Consider the following 18565-nt stretch of genomic DNA (forward strand, 5'->3'; position numbering starts at 1 on the left):
GCACCTCGGAGAAACCGCTCATGAGAATTCAGCTCGGTTGCGAAATGATCTACCAGTTCGCGGTCCCCACACCGATGATCGCCATGCTCAACGTGCACCACTCGCGCTTTTCGAGCCTGGAGGGGCCCGATCACCTGGTCACATCGCCGATGGTCGATCTATCGAGTTATCGCGACAGCTTCGGCAACTGGTGCAACCGGATGGTGGCACCGGCCGGCACCTTCACCCTCGGCACCAATGCGATCCTGCATGACGACGGCGGCTACGATCCCGTCGAGCCATCGGCCCGCCAGCATCCGGTGGAGGAGCTGCCGGCCGATGTCCTCCAGTATCTGCTGGGCAGTCGCTACTGCGAGACCGACCTGCTCAGCGAAGTCGCCTGGCAGCGCTTTCAGGGCACGCCACCGGGATGGGCTCGTGTCCAGGCAATCTGCGACTTCGTCAATCAGCACATCACCTTCGGCTACGAGCACTCGCGACCCACGCGCACGGCCGCCGAAGCCTACCGGGAAAAGGTCGGCGTCTGTCGCGACTACACCCATCTCGCCATCACCCTCTGTCGTTGCATGAACCTGCCGGCCCGCTACTGTACCGGCTACATCAGCGACATCGGCAAGCCGCCACCCTACGCCGACATGGATTTCGCCGCCTGGATGGAGGTCTATCTGGGAGGCCGCTGGTGGACCTTCGATCCGCGCAACAACGCGCCTTGCATCGGCCGCGTGCTGATCGCTCAGGGTCGCGACGCCACCGACGTGCCGCTGACCCATACCTTCGGCCCCAATACCCTGGGCGGCTTCAGTGTGTGGATCTACGAGCTGGCGGCGAAGTAAGGATCGAATGGAGTGACGCAGGTCCGGGAGGCGGAAGGCCTACCCGGGGGCGGGCGCGAGGCGAAGCGCCCCCTCGGGAGGCGCTTCAGCCGTGACGAGTGTCAGAAAGCGGTCCACTCTTCGGTTTCGGCTTGGCGTGGGGCGGCCTTCGCCGGTGCCCGTTCCTGGCCCTGGGACTTCGGCGCGCTCCTGGCCGGCGCGATCGATGCCACACCGGTCGAGGCGGCAGGTAGCGCCTGAGCGGTGCCGCTCGCGGCCCCCCTGAAGAAAGAGACCTCTTTCAACAGCGCCGCGGCCTGACTCTGCAATGATCGCCCGGCGGCGCTGGACTCTTCCACCAGGCTCGCATTCTGCTGGGTCACGCCATCCATCTGGGATACGGCGGTGTTGACCTGATCGATGCCCTGCGCCTGCTCACGGCTGGCCACAGCGATCTCCCCGACCAGCGTGGTCACGCGGGCAACCCCCCCGACGATCTCTTCCAGCGCATGACCCGCCCGATTGACCAGCTCGGTACCGGCGTCGACCTGGCCCATGCTCTCATGAACCAGTTGCTTGATCTCCTTGGCGGCATCGGCGCTGCGTCCGGCAAGATTGCGCACCTCGCTGGCCACCACGGCGAAGCCGCGTCCCTGCTCGCCGGCCCTTGCCGCTTCCACCGAAGCATTCAGTGCCAGCAGATTGGTCTGGAAGGCGATCTCGTCGATCAACCCGACGATACCGGCGATCTTGCGGCTCGAGGCATTGATCCCCTCCATCGCCTTGACCGCCTCGCCGGCGACCTCGCCGCCGGCGTTGGCTCGCTGGCTGACATCATGCACGAGCCTGTCGGCTTCGGCGGCGTTCTCCGCGTTCTGGCGCACGGTCGAGGTGATCTCGTCCATCGATGCCGCGGTCTGCTCGAGGCTCGCGGCCTGCTCCTGGGTACGGCGACTGAGATCGTCGGTACCCTGGGCGATCTCGTCCGCCGCGGTGCTGACCGACTGGGCATTGCCGCGTACGCTCATGACGACATGGGAAAACTGACTCTCCATCGCCTTCAGCGAGCGCAGCATCACGCCGAACTCGTCCTTGCAGGTGATATCGATCGCGTTGTCGAGATTGCCGTCGGCCATGGCGTTGGCGAGATCCTGGGCTTTACCCAGCGGCGTCATGATTCCCCGGATCAGCCACAGTGCCAGCAGTACACTCACGATCAATGCACCGATCATGGTGCCGATGACGAGCGCGCGCTCCCATTCATACAGCGCGACCGCGCCCTCGAAGGACTCGGCGGCCTGCGCGCTGTTGCGATCCACCAGTTGCTGGATGTCGCCGAGCGCTGCGGAATATCGCTCGGCCAGCGTCGTCGTGGCGATCTCCCGGGCCCGATCGAAATCATTGCCGCTTACGGCGGCGTTGAGTTCGGCGATGGAGGACCGCAGCTCGGCCAGCGAGGTGATGAAGGCATCGGCCATCTCCCGCTCTATGGGGCCGCTGATGCGATTCGGATAGTAGTCTTCCCAGGCCGCATCGATGATGGCGTCGTTCTCCGCGATCTCCTGCTGCGTCGCCCGCGCCGATTCGGGGTCGCGGTCACGCTGCTCCGCGGTGAGCTTGACCCGGTTGCCGAGCAGTGCCCGGTCGATGCGACTGAACGCTTTCAACGTCAGTACGTTGCCTTCGTAGGTGCGTTCGAGCGCATCGTTGGTCGAACTCAGGCCGAACAGTCCGACGCTTCCGACGATGAACAACATCACGACACAGGCGCCCAGGCTCGCGGCCAGACGCAATTTCACACTTCGATTCAGTAGCAGCATGGCAAGCCCCCGATAGATGCCCTCGGCGCTGGCCGTCGGGCGATATGGAACTGGATTCGGCAAGCGTGAGAAGGCCTGTATCGTTCGCACCATGCCGTGAGACGTCCTATCGGCTGCTGTACAAATAAACTTAATTGTATTTAGTGCGCCGTACTGTTGCGACATCACCCGGGGGAAACCGTCGGCACCCTAAGCGTTGATCGAGAAGGATAAAATCTTTTATCGAAAACCAATTATGGCATCGACGCCCCGATGGAAGGCAGGAAGGCTTCCGGCAGCACCAAGCCGCTCATCGATGACGACTCTTGTACGCAAAATCCACCTTGTACAATTTTTATGGCTATGCCAAAGTGTTCTTAACGGCAGCAGGGACCGCTGGCCCGAATCGACAAGGATCGTCGAACCGTCGGAGGCAGGGACTGCCTCAACTCGCTGGCCAGGACGGCCAGCAATCACCAAGGAGGGAGCATCATGAAGCATCACATTTCATGCACCCGCTGTGGAAACCACCACGCAGTATCTGCAGATAGCCCACGGGACTGGGATGAAATCACCTGCACGGAGTGCGGAGAATTCATCGACACCTACGGCCACCAGGCCGATCTCGCCTCGCCGAGCTACGCGCTTCACGCACTCAATCTATCGCGCGGTCTGATCCTGCAGATGGCGAGAGAGAGCAGCCATCGTCTCGAGCAGCAGCAGACGATGCGGCAATCGGCATGATGACCGTCACCCTGAATCTTGACTGCAGCGTCTGCGGCCATCATCGATTTCGACTGCCCATTAAGCAGGAAGAGGGTTCCCGCGTCATCTGCGCGAACTGCTCGGCGTACAAGTGTCAGGTTCAGGATCTCGAGAAGGCCCTGATCGCCGTTGGCCGAAGCCGGCACCGCACGGCAGTCTCCGCCGCCTGATTCATCACTCGATCGTACTTGTCTGGCCGCCTCGTTACTCTGGCGGCTTTTTTTGGCCAATCCGTTGGGCCGACCAGGCAACATCGCCACCCATGACGGCGGCGACGAGTCGATGGGGTATGGGTATTCCCGCTACTCCGCGCCAGTCGCGCCCGACTCGCCACCTCGTGCTAGTCACCTTATTGGAGCGCCTCGATCAGTTGGGCCTTGGTCATGCCGCTGCGCCCGGCAATGTCGCGTTGTTGGGCCAGTCGGTAGAGTGTCTCACGAGAGAGCCTGGCCAGCTCGCCCTCGGCGGGTGCCTTGCGGGATTTTCCCGCTGCCGAGCCGCGGTCGGACGGTTGCGCGCCCTGGTTGGAAGACCGAGCAGACGACGAGGATTTCCGCGTTGACGCGCCTTCTCCCTTCTCCTTTCCTTTCCCCTTGCCTCCTTTTGGGGTCGGTTCGACCCGCCCACGTTTGAGACTGCGCTTGAGTACCTGCATCAGATCGATGACCTCGGCGCCCTCTTCGCTCTCGTCACCCTGGCCTGCCTCTCGCGATCGGGTCGCTTCGATCGGGGCGACATCCTGGTGACGTCGACGCTTCTGACGTACCCGCTTCTTGAGCGCTTCGATGTGGGGATCGATCAATTGGTCGGGATCGAAGTGCCTGGCATCGAGCTTGTCCATCGCTTGCCGGATCCGCCGCTCACGCTTCGCATCCGGTTCGCCCGGCGGCGCCAGGCCGATGCCTTGCGGCGTGCGCAGCTCGTCGTGAAAGCGCAGCGCCTCGGCGCGCAGGATGCCGTTCTCGGCCACGATCGCCACCAGCACTTCGCGCCCACGCATTACCAGCGTGGCGATTCCCGCACGATTGGCGCTTTCCATCGCCGCGGCCAGCAGCCGATAGGGCTTGAGCGCGCCATCGCCGCTGGACGCGCGAGAGTCCGGCACCAGAAAGTAAGCACGCCGAAAATAGAGCGGATCGAGTTCGTCCAGCGGGACGAATCGGCTCAACGTGATCTCGCGCCGGTGTTCGAGCGCGGCGTCCTCGATCTCCTGGTCCTCGACGACCACGTAGCGCTCCTCGCCGACCTCGACGCCTCGCGCCAGCTCGCTCGACTTGAGCGGTTTGCGCCCGGTCTCGCTGAAGAAGCGGCGGGACAGCGGCCTGCCTTTGTCATCGACCTCTTTCAGCGTGACATCACGTGAGTGCTGGGCGGGGTAGAGGCCGACCGGGAGATTGACCAGCCCAAAGGCGATGGTGCCGGACCAGAACGGCCGCGGGCCACGGAAGCCCTCCCCGTGGTGATGCGGCTTACCCGAGTTCGACGCTTTCGATGTCTTGGCTCCCGACTTAGGCACGCTTGCGCTCCCGGGCCAGGCTGGCCTCGAGTGACGAGACGATATCGTCGGTCGGCTCCTGGCGACGACGGCGTTTGACCTTGAGTCGCTTGCCGCTGCGCTTCGCCTCCACCAGCGCTTCCAGCCGCTGACGGTACTCGTCCTGATAGGTTGCCGGCTCGAAGTCGGCAGCGTACGCCTCGACCAGATCGGTCGCCATCTCCACCTCCTTGGCGTTCAACTTCGCACCGCCGGGCGGTTCCAGGGCATCGGCATCGACGACTTCGTCGAGATGGCGCAAGGTAATCAGGACCGGGTGGCCATCATGGTCGCGCAACGCACCGACATAGGCCTTATGTCGCATCACCCAGTGAACCAGGCCTTCCCGTCCGCTATTGGCGAGCGCGGCGGCAAAAGCGTCGAACGTCTCTTCGTCTCCATCCGGCCCGAGATAGTAGGGGCGTTGGTACCACTGGTTGTCGATCGCGCCTTGCGGAAGAAAATGCATCACCTCGATGTCCCGCGAGGGCGCCGGTGCCAGTTCGTCGAGCTCGTCGGTGTCGAAGAGGATTCGATCCTGCTTGCCGACAACGGCCTTGTGGCGGTCGTCGCGCGACACGGTCTTGCCGCTCCGAGGCTCGATCATCGCCTGATGCACGGGACGATGCCGACGCCGGTCGAGCAGCCGAAAATGGACGTTGCGGTCGCTGACCGCCGTATAGAGTTTGACCGGTACCCGTTCATCGCCAAAGCCGATGACGCCTTTCCAGACTGCGCGAGCACTCATCGCTCTCCTCCCACGGGTAGCTCGGTCGTCGTTTCCTCACGCGTGCCCGCCTTCATTCCGCCAGCCATCAAACCTCCATCCCGGCATCGCGGCAGCGCTTCTTGGTCAGTCGCTCGCGGGCGTCGTCGAAGCCCTGCCACGGGTCGTGCTTGAGCGAAGCCAGCCGGCGCGGCAGATTGGCCAGCGTGTAATGATCGGCCCTCATTTTCGGTCCGAGCTCCTCCCAGCGGATCGGCGTCGCCACCGGCGCGCCGGGCCTGGCGCGTACCGAATAGGAAGCCACCGCCGTGGCGCCACGACCGTTGCGCAGGTAATCGAGGAACACCTTGCCGCGGCGAGCCGGCTTGGACATGTTGAGCGTCAACTGGTCGGGATGACGCTCGGCGCAGCGTTCACACACGGCTCCGGCAAACCCCTTGGCGGTCTCCCAGTCGGCGTGCGGTTTGAGCGGGACGACCAGATGCAGGCCCTTGCCGCCGGTCGTGCGCAGGAACGCGGCGAGTCCGAGCTCGGCCAGCGCCTGGCGCAGCTCGCGGGCAACATCGATGACCGCCCGCCATTCGCAGTCCGGAGCCGGGTCGAGATCGAACACCAGTTGGTCGGGACGCTCGAGATCGTCGACGCGACTGCCCCAGAGGTGAAATTCGACGGTCCCCATCTGGACCAGCGCCACCAGGTCGGCGGCACGGCGCGCGTAGAGGTAGTCGTGCTTGCCGGATTTTTCGGCGATCGTCACGCTCGGCAGGCTACCCGGCAGGGTCTCGCTGGGGTGCTTCTGGACGAAACACGCCTCGCCGATACCGCCAGGGCAACGCAGCAGCGTCAACGGCCGCTCGGCAAGCCCGGGCAGGACCCACTCGGCATGTTCGGCATAGTATTCGGCCAGCGCCCGCTTGGTGATGCCCTCTTCCTCGAACAGCACCCGATCGGGATGCGTCAGCCGAATGCCCTCGATCTCGACATCGCCGCCACCGGATTGCGTCCGGGTCGAACGCCTCTGGGGGGCGGGTTCACTCGCTTTCTCGCTCATGGACGGCTCCTTCGCTCGCTGCTGGCTCAGCCGGATGTCCACGGGATCGCGATCCTCGCGCAGGCCGCGAAAGCGGGGATGGCGCAGCCGGCCGTCATGGGTCCATTCGCTGAAATTGACGTCGATCACGCGTTTGGGCGTGACCCAGTGGCTGCCGGCCAGATCAGGGATGTCACGCTCGACGAAAGGCGAGGTCTTGCGTTGCGAGCGCGCCAGATTCCGCTGCCACTCGACGAGCTGGTCGTTGGAGAACCCGGCACCGACCCGACCGCAGTAGCGCAGCTTGCCGTCGTCGTCGTAGGCGCCGATCAACAGCGAACCGAAGCCGCTACGCGATCCTTTCGGATCGGTGTAACCAGCGACCACGAATTCGGCCTGACGCTCGGTCTTGGTCTTCAGCCAATCCCGGTTGCGGCGGCCGCGGTAGAAGGCGTCGGCACGCTTGGACACGATGCCCTCCAGGCCCTGGCGACTCGCCTGCTCGTAGAACGCCTCGCCCTGCCCTTCGACATGATCGGTATAGCGCAGCCTGCCGACATTGCCGATTTTCACGGCGTCGCAGGTCTGCGCCAGCAGCGCCTTGCGGTCGCGCAGAGCGACATCGTCGAGCGCAACACCCTCGAAGCCGAGACCGTCGAGATAGCGCAGATCGAAGATCTGGTAGACCAGTCCGGCAGTCTTCTCGTCGCTCAGCGCTGCCTGCAGGCGTCGGAAGTCGCTGACACCGTCGCGTCTCAGCGCGACGACCTCGCCGTCGAACAGCGCCTTCTCCAGCGGCAGCGCTTCGATCGCCTCGGCGATTTCCGGAAACCGGTCCCGCCAGTCGTGACCGTTGCGCGTCAGCAGGCTCACCCTGCCGCGGTCGAGCCGCGCCAGAACGCGGTAGCCGTCGAACTTGATCTCGTGGAACCAGTCTTCATCGGCCGGCGCCTCCTCGACCAGCGTCGCCAACTGCGCGGCAGGCCGGGCCGGGAGGCTCGCCTGGCGCGCGCCCTCGAGCTGATCGGGAGCGATCTTGATGGCCCGGGCCTTGCGGCCACTGCCCGAGCGCTTGCTTGTTGCGGTTTTCGATGAAGGTCTTGACGACGAGGACGGGGAGGATGGGGGCGTTGACGACGACTGCTTTGAAGCGGAGTGCGACGCCGAGGTGGTTGATGACGGACCTGCTATCGATGAAGAGGATGGTGACTTCCCTTCGGCGATCTCCGTCATGCGCCGGTTCGAGGCCACACTGACGTCGTCCAGGCTGTCGGGCAGGTGGGAATCGGCAGCGTCATGGCGTTTGATCATCAGCCACTGTTTGCCGTCCTGGCGCTTTCCGCCGCCTCCTCGGCCACTCATTCGCTTGAGCGTCCAGGCCCCCTTGAGCTTGGCGCCGTCGAGCTCGAAATCGATCTGGCCATCGTCGTGCTTGCCGCTCACCCGCCATTCGCCCCGGTCCCAGATCATTACCGTCCCGGCACCGTAGCCGTCAGGGATCACCCCCTCGAAATCGCCGTAGTCGAGGGGGTGATCCTCGACCTGAACCGCCAGGTGCTTCTCGCCGGGCTCGAGACTGGGCCCCTTCGGCAGCGCCCAGCTGCGCAACACGCCATCCTCTTCCAACCGCAGGTCATAGTGCAGTTGGCTGGCGTCATGCTTGTGAATCACGAAACTCGACCGCGAACGCCGCTTGCCGCGTTTGCCGCGAGGTTCCGGCGAGCGCGAGAAGTCACGCTTGTTGCGGTAGGTCTCGAGATCAGCCATCCGTCGCTCCCACGATGATCCTGCCAATCGATAGCCTTCAGCGTAGTCAACGCCGCTTTCCGCGCCAGAGCCTTGACCCAGTTCAGTCAGCAATACGCTTCCGCTCCCCCCTGGCGAACCGGAATCCAATCGTCCTCCTGATCGGGATCCGTCACATCGCCCTTCGAATCCGCTGACTTGAGGGAGCCCGCCAGCGCATGGCGTGGCCCCGCTACTCAATTCCACGGTTTCGAAATGCGTTACGGGCAAGAGGAGGAGCCACGTGGCCCCGGCACCGCGGCCGCTTCCCGATAGCGCGATCGGACCCACTGCCGCGCCAGCAGGTAGGCCAGCAGCGCTTCCGGCAGCTCTCCGGCGTAGAACATCAATTCCGCGCCCTGCCGGACCTGGTCGAGCGGCACCGATGCGGGGAAATGAAATCGATACATCCATTTGGACAGCATCGCGTGTGCCGCCATCGACAACACCAGCACGCCGAAACGCCACTCGAGGGAAGGGCGTCTCGGCGCCGGGTCCGGCCCGGCAATGGCCCAGTTGAACAGGCACCCGGCAATGATGAAATGCCAGTGCAACCACAGGGCGAAGCCGGGAGAGTGGCGCATCGCGGCGTAGAGGTCGGTCAGGTACAACACCATCATGCCGCCGGTATTGAGCAACGCCGCCGTAACGGGATGGCTCAACACGCGAATGGGAGGCAGGGATACGAACCCGACCCAACGTCTGCCCCACTGCGCGGGAACGCTCTTCAGCGCCAGGCTCACCGGCGCCGCCATCACCAGCCCCAGCGGCGCGATCATCCCCGCCACGAGATGCACCGCCATATGGCCGCGGAAATCGTCGTGGGCCCAATGCATCGAGGGTGGCGACATCACCACGACGATCGCCAGCGCGCTGCCCACGAAGAGGAGCAGCCGCCACAGCGGCCAGCCCCGGCCAAGCCGCTTCGATCGCCACCAGCCCCAGGCATAGAGCGCGGCCAGCGTGGCAAAGACCAGCGTGAACCCGTTCATTGCTGGCTCAGCGCCTCACCCCGTCGGGCCCGGCGCAACAGCCAGTAGCCGATGGCGAGCAGCAGCAGGCCGGCCAGGTTCCAACAGAGGTCATAGACCACCAAGTTATCGACGTAGCGGACCTGGTGGAGCCCCAGGACCTTGTGATCGACGATGCCGTCGAAGAGCTGGAACCCACCCATCCCCAGCAGAAACCCGGCGCCTCGATAACCGGGAGCGTGCTGTCCGGTCTCGTGGAGTCGCAGCATCAGCGCGGTGCCGGCGACCAGCATTACCAGCTCCAGCGTGTGCAGCAGACCATCCGAGGCCAGCGCCAGCGCCGAGTTGTCGGTCTCGACGAAGTGGTGCCAGGCCAGTACCTGATGAAATACGATCTCGTCGAGCGCCGCCATGATGCCGACGCCCAACAGGACGGCGGCCACCATCGTCGCGCCGGTTCGTCGTTGAACTCGCTCGCTCATATCGATCGCCTCGTGCCGATGCATCTTCGTTTCTCGACGCCCAGGAGGATGCAAAAAACCCCGGCCGCTGGGGCCGGGGTTAGATCGTGGCAGTTCCTTGCCAACTCGCCATGGCGTCCTGCCATGCGTCCTTGTGAACATCGCTTCCCGCGACTCCCTCCTTGGCACTGCGTCTCCCTGACGCTGCAAGATCACCGTACGCCTCAAAGCCATCAATGAAGTTCATACAGGTTAAAGAAGCGCGGAAGATATGTTTCGTTGTGTAACGCCAGCCTGATCGTTCGACCCACAACACCCAGTTACTCGTCGCTGGAACCGTCAGCCCGATACGAGACTGCCCACGGGAAGCGCGATCACAACCAGCCACGCCGGCCAGTGCCATACCGTCAGCAGCAGGAAGCCGGCCAGCGCCAGCGCGAAATCGGCCGGTTCGACAACGGCGCCTTGCCAGATCGGGGCGTACAGCGCGGCCCCCAGTATGCCGACCACCGCCGCGTTCGTGCCCTGGATCAGCCGCTGCGCGGTCGACGAGGCGCGCAACCGGTCCCAATGCGGGAGGACGCCCACCAGCAACAGCATGCCCGGTAGAAAAATCATGATCGTCGCCACTGCCGCCAGCAACCAGCCTTGAGCGCCGGGCGCCATCGCCGCACCCAGATAGGAAGCGAAGGTAAATAACGGACCCGGCACGGCCTGCGCGACCCCGTAACCGGTCAGGAAGGTGCTCTCAGAAATCCAACCGGGATCGACCACTTCGGCCTGCAGCAGCGGCAGCACCACATGCCCGCCACCGAAGACGAGCGCTCCGGCCCGGTAGAACGCATCCATGACCGCGACGACCTCGCTTCCCCCCATCGATGCCGCCAGCGGCAGCAGCAGAAGGAGCAGGAAGAACAGGACAAGCGCGTATCGGCTCCAGCGCCCGGAGAGCTCGAGGCGGTCGGATGGGGTCGTCGTTTCCGGCCGGCAGCGCCAGACGCCAATAGCGGCTCCCACCGCGATGGCCCCCAACTGGCCTATCGTCCCGCCGATGAAGACGGCCATGAATACGGCGATCAGGGCGATCCCGGCCCGCCGCCGGTCGGGACACAGCTTCCCGGCCATCCCCCAGACGGCGTTGGCGACCACGGCGACGGCCACCAGCTTGAGACCATGAATCAGGGACTGGCCGACATCGCCCCCCAGTGCCGACGCGCCGGAGGCGAACAGCACCAGCGCGATGGCCGAGGGCAACGTGAACGCAAACCAGGCAGCGAGCGCGCCGGGTAGGCCGCCCCGCCGCAGGCCGATCGCAAAGCCGACCTGGCTGCTGGCGGGACCGGGCAGGAACTGGCAAAGCGCGACGAGATCGGCGAAATCCGGCTCGGAAAGCCACCCCCGACGCACCACGAAAGCCTCGCGGAAATACCCCAGATGCGCGATGGGGCCGCCGAAGGAGGTCAGCCCGAGCAGCAGAAACGCCCGAAATATCTCTCCATAGCGGGAGGGGGACTGCCGAATCCCGGTCATGTCGACACTCCTTGTTCGCGGCGACCTTGGGCATCACCGCACACCTTACGGTGTGGAAATGACAGGCAGCCACAGCGCCAGCGCGACGAGCGTCGCCAGCAGTACCGGCGGGGTGATCAACAGGCCGATCTTCATGTACTGCCCCCAGCCGATCTTGTAACCCTTGCCGGCCAGCACATGCAGCCACAGCAGCGTCGCCAGGCTGCCGATGGGCGTGAACTTCGGCCCCAGGTCGTTACCGATCACATTGGCGTAGACCATCAGCTCCTGGGTCACCGCCGGCACCTGGGCCCGGTCGATGGCCAGCGCCCCCACCAGCGTCGACGGCAGGTTGTTCATCACCGAGGCGACGATGGCGGAGAGGAAGCCGGTGCCGACGGTGGCGATGAAGTTGCCCTGCCCGGCCAGCCACTGCAGCGCCCGGGCGCCGTAGTCGGTCAGACCGGCATTGCCCAGCCCGTAGACCACCAGATACATGCCGATGGAGAACAGCACGATCTGCCACGGCGCCCCCTTGAGCGCTGCGGTGACCGATACGGCGGCACCCTTGCCACCCTGCCACCAGCGACCGGCGATCGCCATCAGCACGATCGCCGCGGCCCCGGTCACGAAGGCGATGGGAATGCCCAGCGGCGCGGTGACGAAGTAGGCCACGAGCAGCATCGCCAGCAGCGGAAACGCGGCCCGGAAGATCAGCGGATCCAGGATCGCCGAACGCGGGGCATCGAGTGCTTCGAGCGAGTAGCGCCGGGGAATCCGTCGGCCGAAGGCGATCCAGAGCACGCCCAGCGTCGCCACCAGCGAGACCAGGTTGACCGGCACCATCACCGCCGCGTAGCGGTCGAAGCCGATGTCGAAGTAGTTGGCACTGACGATGTTGACCAGGTTGGAGATGATCAGCGGCAGGCTGGTGGTGTCGGCGACGAAGCCGGTGGCGATGATGAACGCCAGCGCCGCCGGCGGCGAGAAGTCCAGCCGCAGCAGGATCGCGATCACGATCGGCGTCAGCAGCAGCGCCGCGCCGTCGTTGGCGAAGAACGCCGCGATCACCGCGCCCAGCACCACCACCAGCGGGAACAGCAGATGCCCACGACCGTTGCCCCAGCGGGCGACATGCAGCGCCGCCCAGGCGAAGAATCCGGCTTCGTCCAGGATCAGCGAGATGATGATCAGGGCGACGAAGGTGAAGGTCGCATCCCAGACGATATCCCACACCACGCCGACATCGGAGAGCCGCACCACGCCCGCCAGCAGTGCCACCAGCGCCCCGCCGAGGGCGCTCCAGCCGATCCCCAGGCCCTTGGGCTGCCAGATCACCAGGATCAGGGTGACGACGAAAATAGCCAGTGCCAGCATCGAATGCCCCTGCGTTCAGTGAGTGCTTTTTAGCAATTACGTTTAGTGAGTACGCTTAGCCTGTACGTTCTAGTGAGTGCCTTGATTGACGCGACGCGAGAGCGCTTCCGCGCTCTCGACCCGTTCGGAATAGCGATCGGTGAGATAGGCCGAGCGTCCCCGCGTCAGCCAGGTGAACTTCACCAGTTCCTCGCAGACATCGACGACTCTCATGTAGAGCGGCGAGGGTTTCATCCGCCCGGCGTCGTCGAACTCGGTGAATGCCTTGGGTACGGAGGACTGGTTGGGGATGGTGATCATCCGCATCCAGCGCCCCAGGATCCGCATCTGGTTGACCGCATTGAAGCTCTGGCTGCCGCCGGAGACCTCCATCACCGCCAGCGTCTTGCCCTGGGTCGGGCGAACGCCGCCCAGCGACAGCGGAATCCAGTCGATCTGGGCCTTCATGACCCCGGTCATGGCGCCATGACGTTCCGGGCTGACCCACAGCATGCCGTCGGACCACTCGGCGAGATCACGCAGCTCCCGTACCTTGGGGTGCTCCGCCTCGGCATCGTCCGGCAGCGGCAGGCCGGAAGGATTGAAGGTTTTCACCTCGCAGCCGTACCAGCGCAGCAGCCGGCCCGCCTCCTCGGAGGCGAGCCGCGAGAAGGCGCGCTCGCGCAGGGAGCCGTAGAGCACCAGAATTCGCGGCGGATGGCGCGGCGCTTCGGCCCCCACCAGCGCCTCGATATCGATCGGCTGCAGCTTCTCCGGATCGATATTGGGCAGGTCGTCGAGATCGACCGAATCACTCACTTCGCGCGCGCCGCTGTCATTCATGACCTCGTCGTTCATCTCCCCATCACTCATGCCCTGCCCCATCGGCCCGCACGACTTCGCCGTCTTCCTTGGTGAACGTCGCCACCGGGTCGGCCAGCAGCGCCAGCACAAGCTCCGAAGGCCGGCACAGCCGGGCCCCCTTGTCGGTCACCACGATCGGCCGGTTGATCAGGATCGGATGCGCCATCATCGCGTCGATCAACCGGTCATCGCTCAGGGCCGGATCGGCGAGGCCGAGTTCCTCGAACGGCGTGCCCTTGCGGCGCAGCAGCGCTCGCGGCGTGATGCCCATCATCGCGATCAGCTCGACCAGGCGCTCGCGCGTGGGCGGCGTGTTCAGGTATTCGATCACGTCCGGCGTCTCGCCGGAGGACTCGATCATGGCCAGCGTGTTGCGCGACGTACCACAGGCGGGGTTGTGATAGATCAACGGTTTCATGGCGCCCTCACGGTTTGTCTTCGGTGTTCCAGTCACCGGGGGAACAGGTCAGAAAAGGTTCACAGGCCTCCGGGTGCCCGGCGCAGCAATCGCGAACCAGGAACCGGATCGTCTCGCTCATGTGAGAGAGATTGGCGCGGTAGATGATCGACCGGCTCTGCCGCCGGGAGACGACCCACCCCGCCCGCGCCAGCACCGAAAGATGGGCCGACAGGGTGTTGTGCGGCACGTCGAGCTGACGCGCGATCTCGCCGGCGGGAAGCCCCTCGGGTTCATGGCTCACCAGCAGCCGGTAGGCCTCGAGCCTCGTCTCCTGGGACAGGGCGGCGAAACTGTCGATAGCGCTCTTTATTTCCATATGTCCAGAATATAAGACATATCAAGCCCTGGCAATGGCATTGGAGAGAGATCCAACGGAATTGGCTCCCTCAGGAGCCATCGGTTGCGCCGATCTCAGTCGCTCTTGTCGTTCAACTGACCGAAGTGGACGGGACGGCAGATGCAGAAGACCGGCGCCCCCGTTGCCTCGACGGCCGTCACGAAGCGCTCCGCCGTCTCCTCGTCCATCGCGTACATCAGCTCGATGGGCTGGTCGGCCAGGTCGAAGAAATGGGCGGAGTGCAGCTTGCCATCCGCCCCGGTCCCCTCGACGTCGCCGCGCTGGGTCATCCGGCCGATGCCCAGGCTCTTCGCGGTCTCGACGATCCAGTCGTAGACACGCTTGCCCTCATGCCGACGCGACTCCGGCACGATGAATATCACCTCGTAACCGCTCTTGAGCCGATTCATGATTGCGATCCTCCCAGCAGGTTCTGGATGACGCCGTAGGTCAGAAAACCCAGGCCGGTCATGGCGAGCGAGCCCAGCACGTGAATGCCGATGCCCAGCAGCGCCATGCCGTAGCGCCCCGCCTGGATGTTGCCGAACATCTCGGCGGAGAAGGTGGAAAAGGTGGTCAGCGCGCCCAGAAAACCGGTGATCGCGAACAGCCGGAGCTCCGGCGACAACGAGGGCAGTTGCGCGAAAAACGCGATGCCGATACCGATCAGCCACGCCCCCAGCAGGTTCGCCACCAGGGTGCCGGGCGGAATCGCCGGAAACAGGGCGTTGAGCCAGACGCCCAACAGCCATCGCAGATTCGCACCGATCGCGGCACCGGCCCCGATCGACAATACGGACAACCACATACCTGACGTCCTCGATAGATCCTTTTGATGAAATGATCCGCTCGAGGAGGCGAGCCAGCAGGGAAGGAAATACGGACACCTGCTGACACGCCTCGACCGAAGCGCCTCGCAGGCATCATTAACCGATAGACGGTGGTTCGAGCGACCGGGAAAGCCGCTCGGGAGGAATGCCATCTCCCACAAAGACCTTAGCACCGAAGGCGACGGACGCGCCACTGGCAGTCCCGGTAAGCCGCTCTGCCCTGTTGATACGCAGAATGGCGCCTTCTCACTCCCACGCGGCACCTTCCAGGGCGTCGAGCGGAATCTTCAGATAGCGCTTGCCGTTGTTCTCCGGTTCGGGGAGACGGCCGCCGAGAATGTTGACCTGCAGCGCATGCAGGATCAGCTTCGGCATCGGCAATTCGCTGTCGCGACGATGACGCAGCTCGACGTACTCGGCCTCACTGCTCTCATTCAGGCGATGCTTGTTGGTCTCGCGCTGCTCGCGCACCGTGCTTTCCCACTGCGGTTCGCGGTCGTCGGGCATGTAGTCGTGACCGGTGAACAGGCGCATCTCGTCGGGCAGTGCCAGGACCGCCTGGATCGAGTGCCACAGCTGGTGCGCGCTTCCCCCGGGGAAGTCGGCGCGGGCAGTGCCGAAGTCGGGCTGGAACAGGGTGTCGTGAACGAAGGCAGCATCGCCGATCACATAGGTGATCGAGGCCGGCGTATGGCCCGGTGAGTGCATCACCCGACAGTCGATCTCGCCCAGCTTGAAGGTGTCCCCGTCATCGAACAGATGGTCCCACTGGCTGCCGTCGTCCTGCAGGTCCGGCCAGTGGTAGATGGTTTTCCAGAGCGCCTGGACCTCGACCACCTGGGCGCCGATCGCCGTCGGCGCGCCGGTTTTTTCATGCAGATAGCGTGCGGCGGAGAAGTGATCCGCGTGGGGATGGGTATCCAGGATCCAGTCGACCTTAAGTCCTTCCCGCTCGATGTAGGCCAAGAGCTCATCGGCCTGGAACGTGGCCGTGGCGCCGGATTTCTCATCGTAGTCGAGTACCGGATCGATGATCGCGCAGCGGCACGTGGCGGGGTCGCTGACGACGTACTGGATGCTGAAGGTGCGGGGATCGAAGAAGCCAGCGACATCAGGTCGGGCTCCGTTTGCATCTCCCCGAGAGAGAGCGAAGGTCTTCATGGCGACTCCTTGGGAAAGCCTACCCCTAGCGTAACGCCTGCACAGTTATAACGTTATATCGATTTCTGACATCAAGACCCGTTTGGCGCCTGCGGTTATGCCCCCTGGGCATAATCGCTCTCTAGGCAAAAAACGGCACCGGTGTCACCGGTGCCATCCTGGTTTTGGTGGTGCTGTCCTTCAGTCTCCCTACGAGCGACAGCTTAGAACAGCATCGCGTCCAGCCATCCCGTGGGATAGTGCAGGTTCAGCAGTGCCTGCATGCCGAGCAGGAAGATTCCAATGCCGATGGCGATCAGCAGCGCCGCCGACCAGCGTGCCTTGGCAACGAACCGGATGAAGCCCAGCGTCATGAGGACCGCAGTGCTGATGAAGCCGAGTAGCGAGGCCACGACGATCAGGGCCAGCAGTCCGCCGAGCCAGACCAGTGGCTGGCCGATGGGCTGGCTGACCCAGGTTGCCTGCCCCTTCCACGCCTGGGCGCCGGTCAGCAACGCGCCGATGGCCATGATCGCGATGGCCAGCATCGGGAAGATGCCGCCGATCATCGACATGCCGCTGACGTCGTACCAGGCACCGACCGCCAGTGCGAGCATGCCCGCGACCAGCACCAGATCGATGTTGCCGAAGGTCGGCGCCGGCGAGTCGGCCGTCTGGCGGTTGACGTCGGCGCCCACCGCCAGCGGCTGCCGTCGTCGCTGAAGCAACCGCTTGATCAGCGGGAAGGCAAACGCCAGCGCGATCAATGCCAGAATGATGATGACCCCGGGGCGAAGAAACGCCGTCATGCCATGAAACTGCACGCTCTGATAGAAGTAGGTCTCGGCACCCGGCGCGAGCACGAAGCCGATCAGGAAAGCGGGACGGGACCAGCCGGCCTGCTTGAACAGCAGCCCGATGGCGCCGACGGCGACCAGGGTGTACCAGTCTCCCAACGAACGGGTGGCCTGAAAGGCGGCAAACAGGATCAGCGTGGTGATCACCGGCGCCAGCAGCACGAAGGGGATGCGCGTGAGCTGGGCGACCGGCCGTGCCAGCATCAGGCACAGTGCGGCACCGAGGATATTGGCCAGCGCCAGCGACCAGATGATGGTGTAGGTGAGATCCAGGTGGGTGGTGATCATGCTCACCCCGGGCTCGAGTCCCAGCAGCAGCAGTCCGCCCAGAAAGATCGCCGCCGTGCCCGACCCCGGCACGCCGAACAGCAGCGTCGGCACCATGGCTCCGCAGGCACAGGCGTTGTTGGCCGACTCCGGCGCGATGACGCCGCGAATGTCGCCGTGGCCGAAATGCTTCTCGCCCTTGGCCGTCTTCGATGCGAACGCGTAGGTGAGCCAGTCGACGACCGAGCCGGCGAGCCCGGGGATGGTGCCGATGAGGCTCCCCATGCCGGCGCACTTGGCGACCAGGCCGCGATTGTCGACGACGTCGCGAATGCCCTGGCGCCACCCGTGGCCCAGTGAAGTCTGCTCCCGGGCGATGCTGCCGCGCCGGATGAGCAGATCGACGATCTCCGGTAACGCGAAGATCGCCAGCCCCACGACGATCAGCGGGATGCCGTCGAACAGATACTCGACGCCCAGGTTGAGGCGAAACTCGCCGGTCGCCGGCGCCGTGCCGATCGCCCCGGCCAGCAACCCCAGGCCGCAGGCAGCCATGCCCTTGAACAGGCTGTCGCCGGAGAGCACCGCGACCATGGCCAGCCCCAGCAGCGTCAGCACGAACAGTTCCGCCGACGAGAACGCCAGCACCAGCGGCCGCGCGACCAGGATGAATCCGGTCAGCACGATGGCGCCGATGACACCGCCGCACAGCGACGACAGGAAGGCGCTGGCCAGCGCCCGCGCCGCCTGGCCCTTCTTGGCCAACGGGAAGCCGTCCATCACGGTGGCCTGTGAGGCGCTCGAACCGGGGATCCCCATCAGCACCGAGGTGAACGTGTCTCCCGTAGGAATGACCGCGATCATGCCCATCAGCATGCCCAGCGCCAACCCCGGCTCCATGCCGTAGAGAAACGGCAGCAGCAGCGCCATGCCGGCAATCCCGCCCAGCCCGGGAATGATGCCGACCAGCAGACCGATCATCACCCCCAGACCCATGTAGACCAGATGCGAGGCACTGAATACCTCGCCTAAACTCGCGACCAAGGCATCTATCATTGTGT

At 64.6% G+C, this 18565-nt stretch carries 17 protein-coding genes and 1 riboswitch; of the genes, 2 read left to right on the forward strand and 15 right to left on the reverse strand.

What is annotated here, in order from left to right:
• Nucleotides 1-20: 20 nt before the first annotated feature.
• Nucleotides 21-833 (forward strand): transglutaminase-like domain-containing protein, encoded by an 813-nt coding sequence (locus DOM45_RS03510; protein WP_110598116.1) that lies wholly within the window; start codon nucleotides 21-23, stop codon nucleotides 831-833.
• Between the two features lie 101 nt (nucleotides 834-934).
• Here the strand turns inward: DOM45_RS03510 and DOM45_RS03515 are convergent, their stop codons facing one another.
• Nucleotides 935-2632, reverse strand: coding sequence for a methyl-accepting chemotaxis protein (locus DOM45_RS03515; RefSeq protein WP_110598211.1), 1698 nt, complete (start codon nucleotides 2630-2632; stop codon nucleotides 935-937).
• A gap of 471 nt (nucleotides 2633-3103) precedes the next feature.
• Here DOM45_RS03515 and DOM45_RS03520 point away from each other — a divergent pair, with 471 nt between their 5' ends.
• Nucleotides 3104-3355: a hypothetical protein gene (locus tag DOM45_RS03520; RefSeq protein WP_110598117.1), complete on the forward strand. Its 252-nt coding sequence runs from the start codon at nucleotides 3104-3106 to the stop codon at nucleotides 3353-3355.
• Between the two features lie 370 nt (nucleotides 3356-3725).
• Here DOM45_RS03520 and ku (DOM45_RS03530) read toward each other — a convergent pair whose 3' ends face one another.
• From ku (DOM45_RS03530) to DOM45_RS03595, 14 genes are all read right to left on the reverse strand, one after another.
• Nucleotides 3726-4892, reverse strand: a complete 1167-nt coding sequence (gene ku / locus DOM45_RS03530; RefSeq protein ID WP_110598119.1) for a non-homologous end joining protein Ku — start codon at nucleotides 4890-4892, stop codon at nucleotides 3726-3728.
• Nucleotides 4885-5658: a non-homologous end joining protein Ku gene (gene ku / locus DOM45_RS03535; RefSeq protein ID WP_110598120.1), complete on the reverse strand. Its 774-nt coding sequence runs from the start codon at nucleotides 5656-5658 to the stop codon at nucleotides 4885-4887. The genes ku (DOM45_RS03530) and ku (DOM45_RS03535) overlap by 8 nt, the downstream gene beginning before the upstream one ends.
• 67 nt (nucleotides 5659-5725) lie before the next feature.
• Nucleotides 5726-8434: a DNA ligase D gene (gene ligD / locus DOM45_RS03540; protein ID WP_110598121.1), complete on the reverse strand. Its 2709-nt coding sequence runs from the start codon at nucleotides 8432-8434 to the stop codon at nucleotides 5726-5728.
• Nucleotides 8435-8673: 239 nt separating this feature from the next.
• Nucleotides 8674-9444, reverse strand: a complete 771-nt coding sequence (locus DOM45_RS03545) for a cytochrome c oxidase assembly protein (protein WP_110598122.1) — start codon at nucleotides 9442-9444, stop codon at nucleotides 8674-8676.
• Nucleotides 9441-9905 carry a DUF2243 domain-containing protein gene (locus DOM45_RS03550; protein ID WP_205909381.1) on the reverse strand — a complete coding sequence of 155 codons (465 nt, stop codon included), beginning with the start codon at nucleotides 9903-9905 and terminating at the stop codon, nucleotides 9441-9443. Before DOM45_RS03550 ends, DOM45_RS03545 begins: the two co-directional genes overlap by 4 nt.
• A gap of 318 nt (nucleotides 9906-10223) precedes the next feature.
• On the reverse strand, nucleotides 10224-11414 hold the full coding sequence (chrA, locus tag DOM45_RS03555; protein ID WP_110598123.1) for a chromate efflux transporter: 1191 nt from the start codon (nucleotides 11412-11414) through the stop codon (nucleotides 10224-10226).
• Between the two features lie 45 nt (nucleotides 11415-11459).
• Nucleotides 11460-12770 (reverse strand): arsenic transporter, encoded by a 1311-nt coding sequence (locus DOM45_RS03560; protein ID WP_110598124.1) that lies wholly within the window; start codon nucleotides 12768-12770, stop codon nucleotides 11460-11462.
• Between the two features lie 69 nt (nucleotides 12771-12839).
• Nucleotides 12840-13592 (reverse strand): arsenical resistance protein ArsH, encoded by a 753-nt coding sequence (gene arsH / locus DOM45_RS03565; RefSeq protein WP_110598213.1) that lies wholly within the window; start codon nucleotides 13590-13592, stop codon nucleotides 12840-12842.
• Nucleotides 13593-13614: 22 nt separating this feature from the next.
• Nucleotides 13615-14031: an arsenate reductase (glutaredoxin) gene (gene arsC / locus DOM45_RS03570; protein WP_110598125.1), complete on the reverse strand. Its 417-nt coding sequence runs from the start codon at nucleotides 14029-14031 to the stop codon at nucleotides 13615-13617.
• Nucleotides 14032-14038: 7 nt separating this feature from the next.
• Nucleotides 14039-14389 carry an ArsR/SmtB family transcription factor gene (locus DOM45_RS03575; RefSeq protein WP_110598126.1) on the reverse strand — a complete coding sequence of 117 codons (351 nt, stop codon included), beginning with the start codon at nucleotides 14387-14389 and terminating at the stop codon, nucleotides 14039-14041.
• A gap of 95 nt (nucleotides 14390-14484) precedes the next feature.
• Nucleotides 14485-14820, reverse strand: a complete 336-nt coding sequence (locus DOM45_RS03580; protein WP_110598127.1) for a DUF190 domain-containing protein — start codon at nucleotides 14818-14820, stop codon at nucleotides 14485-14487.
• Nucleotides 14817-15218, reverse strand: a complete 402-nt coding sequence (crcB, locus tag DOM45_RS03585) for a fluoride efflux transporter CrcB (protein WP_110598128.1) — start codon at nucleotides 15216-15218, stop codon at nucleotides 14817-14819. Before crcB ends, DOM45_RS03580 begins: the two co-directional genes overlap by 4 nt.
• A 102-nt stretch (nucleotides 15219-15320) precedes the next feature.
• A riboswitch (Fluoride riboswitch) is annotated at nucleotides 15321-15405 on the reverse strand.
• A gap of 81 nt (nucleotides 15406-15486) precedes the next feature.
• Complete coding sequence (locus tag DOM45_RS03590; protein ID WP_110598129.1) at nucleotides 15487-16401, reverse strand: MBL fold metallo-hydrolase; 915 nt, start codon at nucleotides 16399-16401, stop codon at nucleotides 15487-15489.
• Nucleotides 16402-16604: 203 nt separating this feature from the next.
• A complete protein-coding gene (locus DOM45_RS03595; protein ID WP_110598130.1) occupies nucleotides 16605-18560 on the reverse strand; it encodes a tripartite tricarboxylate transporter permease in 1956 nt (651 codons plus the stop codon).
• Nucleotides 18561-18565 lie beyond the last annotated feature (5 nt).

It is taken from the genome of Salinicola lusitanus (genome assembly GCF_003206045.1).
Taxonomy (GTDB): domain Bacteria; phylum Pseudomonadota; class Gammaproteobacteria; order Pseudomonadales; family Halomonadaceae; genus Salinicola; species Salinicola lusitanus.

Excerpts from the sequence above, each read along its gene's own strand:
- DOM45_RS03510 (WP_110598116.1), top strand. The coding sequence starts at position 21 with ATGAGAATTCAGCTCGGTTGCGAAATGATCTACCAGTTCGCGGTCCCC.
- DOM45_RS03515 (WP_110598211.1), bottom strand. The coding sequence starts at position 2,632 with ATGCTGCTACTGAATCGAAGTGTGAAATTGCGTCTGGCCGCGAGCCTG.
- DOM45_RS03520 (WP_110598117.1), top strand. The coding sequence starts at position 3,104 with ATGAAGCATCACATTTCATGCACCCGCTGTGGAAACCACCACGCAGTA.
- ku (WP_110598120.1), bottom strand. The coding sequence starts at position 5,658 with ATGAGTGCTCGCGCAGTCTGGAAAGGCGTCATCGGCTTTGGCGATGAA.
- ligD (WP_110598121.1), bottom strand. The coding sequence starts at position 8,434 with ATGGCTGATCTCGAGACCTACCGCAACAAGCGTGACTTCTCGCGCTCG.
- DOM45_RS03545 (WP_110598122.1), bottom strand. The coding sequence starts at position 9,444 with ATGAACGGGTTCACGCTGGTCTTTGCCACGCTGGCCGCGCTCTATGCC.
- DOM45_RS03550 (WP_205909381.1), bottom strand. The coding sequence starts at position 9,905 with ATGAGCGAGCGAGTTCAACGACGAACCGGCGCGACGATGGTGGCCGCC.
- chrA (WP_110598123.1), bottom strand. The coding sequence starts at position 11,414 with ATGACCGGGATTCGGCAGTCCCCCTCCCGCTATGGAGAGATATTTCGG.
- DOM45_RS03560 (WP_110598124.1), bottom strand. The coding sequence starts at position 12,770 with ATGCTGGCACTGGCTATTTTCGTCGTCACCCTGATCCTGGTGATCTGG.
- arsH (WP_110598213.1), bottom strand. The coding sequence starts at position 13,592 with ATGAATGACAGCGGCGCGCGCGAAGTGAGTGATTCGGTCGATCTCGAC.
- arsC (WP_110598125.1), bottom strand. The coding sequence starts at position 14,031 with ATGAAACCGTTGATCTATCACAACCCCGCCTGTGGTACGTCGCGCAAC.
- DOM45_RS03575 (WP_110598126.1), bottom strand. The coding sequence starts at position 14,389 with ATGGAAATAAAGAGCGCTATCGACAGTTTCGCCGCCCTGTCCCAGGAG.
- DOM45_RS03580 (WP_110598127.1), bottom strand. The coding sequence starts at position 14,820 with ATGAATCGGCTCAAGAGCGGTTACGAGGTGATATTCATCGTGCCGGAG.
- crcB (WP_110598128.1), bottom strand. The coding sequence starts at position 15,218 with ATGTGGTTGTCCGTATTGTCGATCGGGGCCGGTGCCGCGATCGGTGCG.
- DOM45_RS03590 (WP_110598129.1), bottom strand. The coding sequence starts at position 16,401 with ATGAAGACCTTCGCTCTCTCTCGGGGAGATGCAAACGGAGCCCGACCT.
- DOM45_RS03595 (WP_110598130.1), bottom strand. The coding sequence starts at position 18,560 with ATGATAGATGCCTTGGTCGCGAGTTTAGGCGAGGTATTCAGTGCCTCG.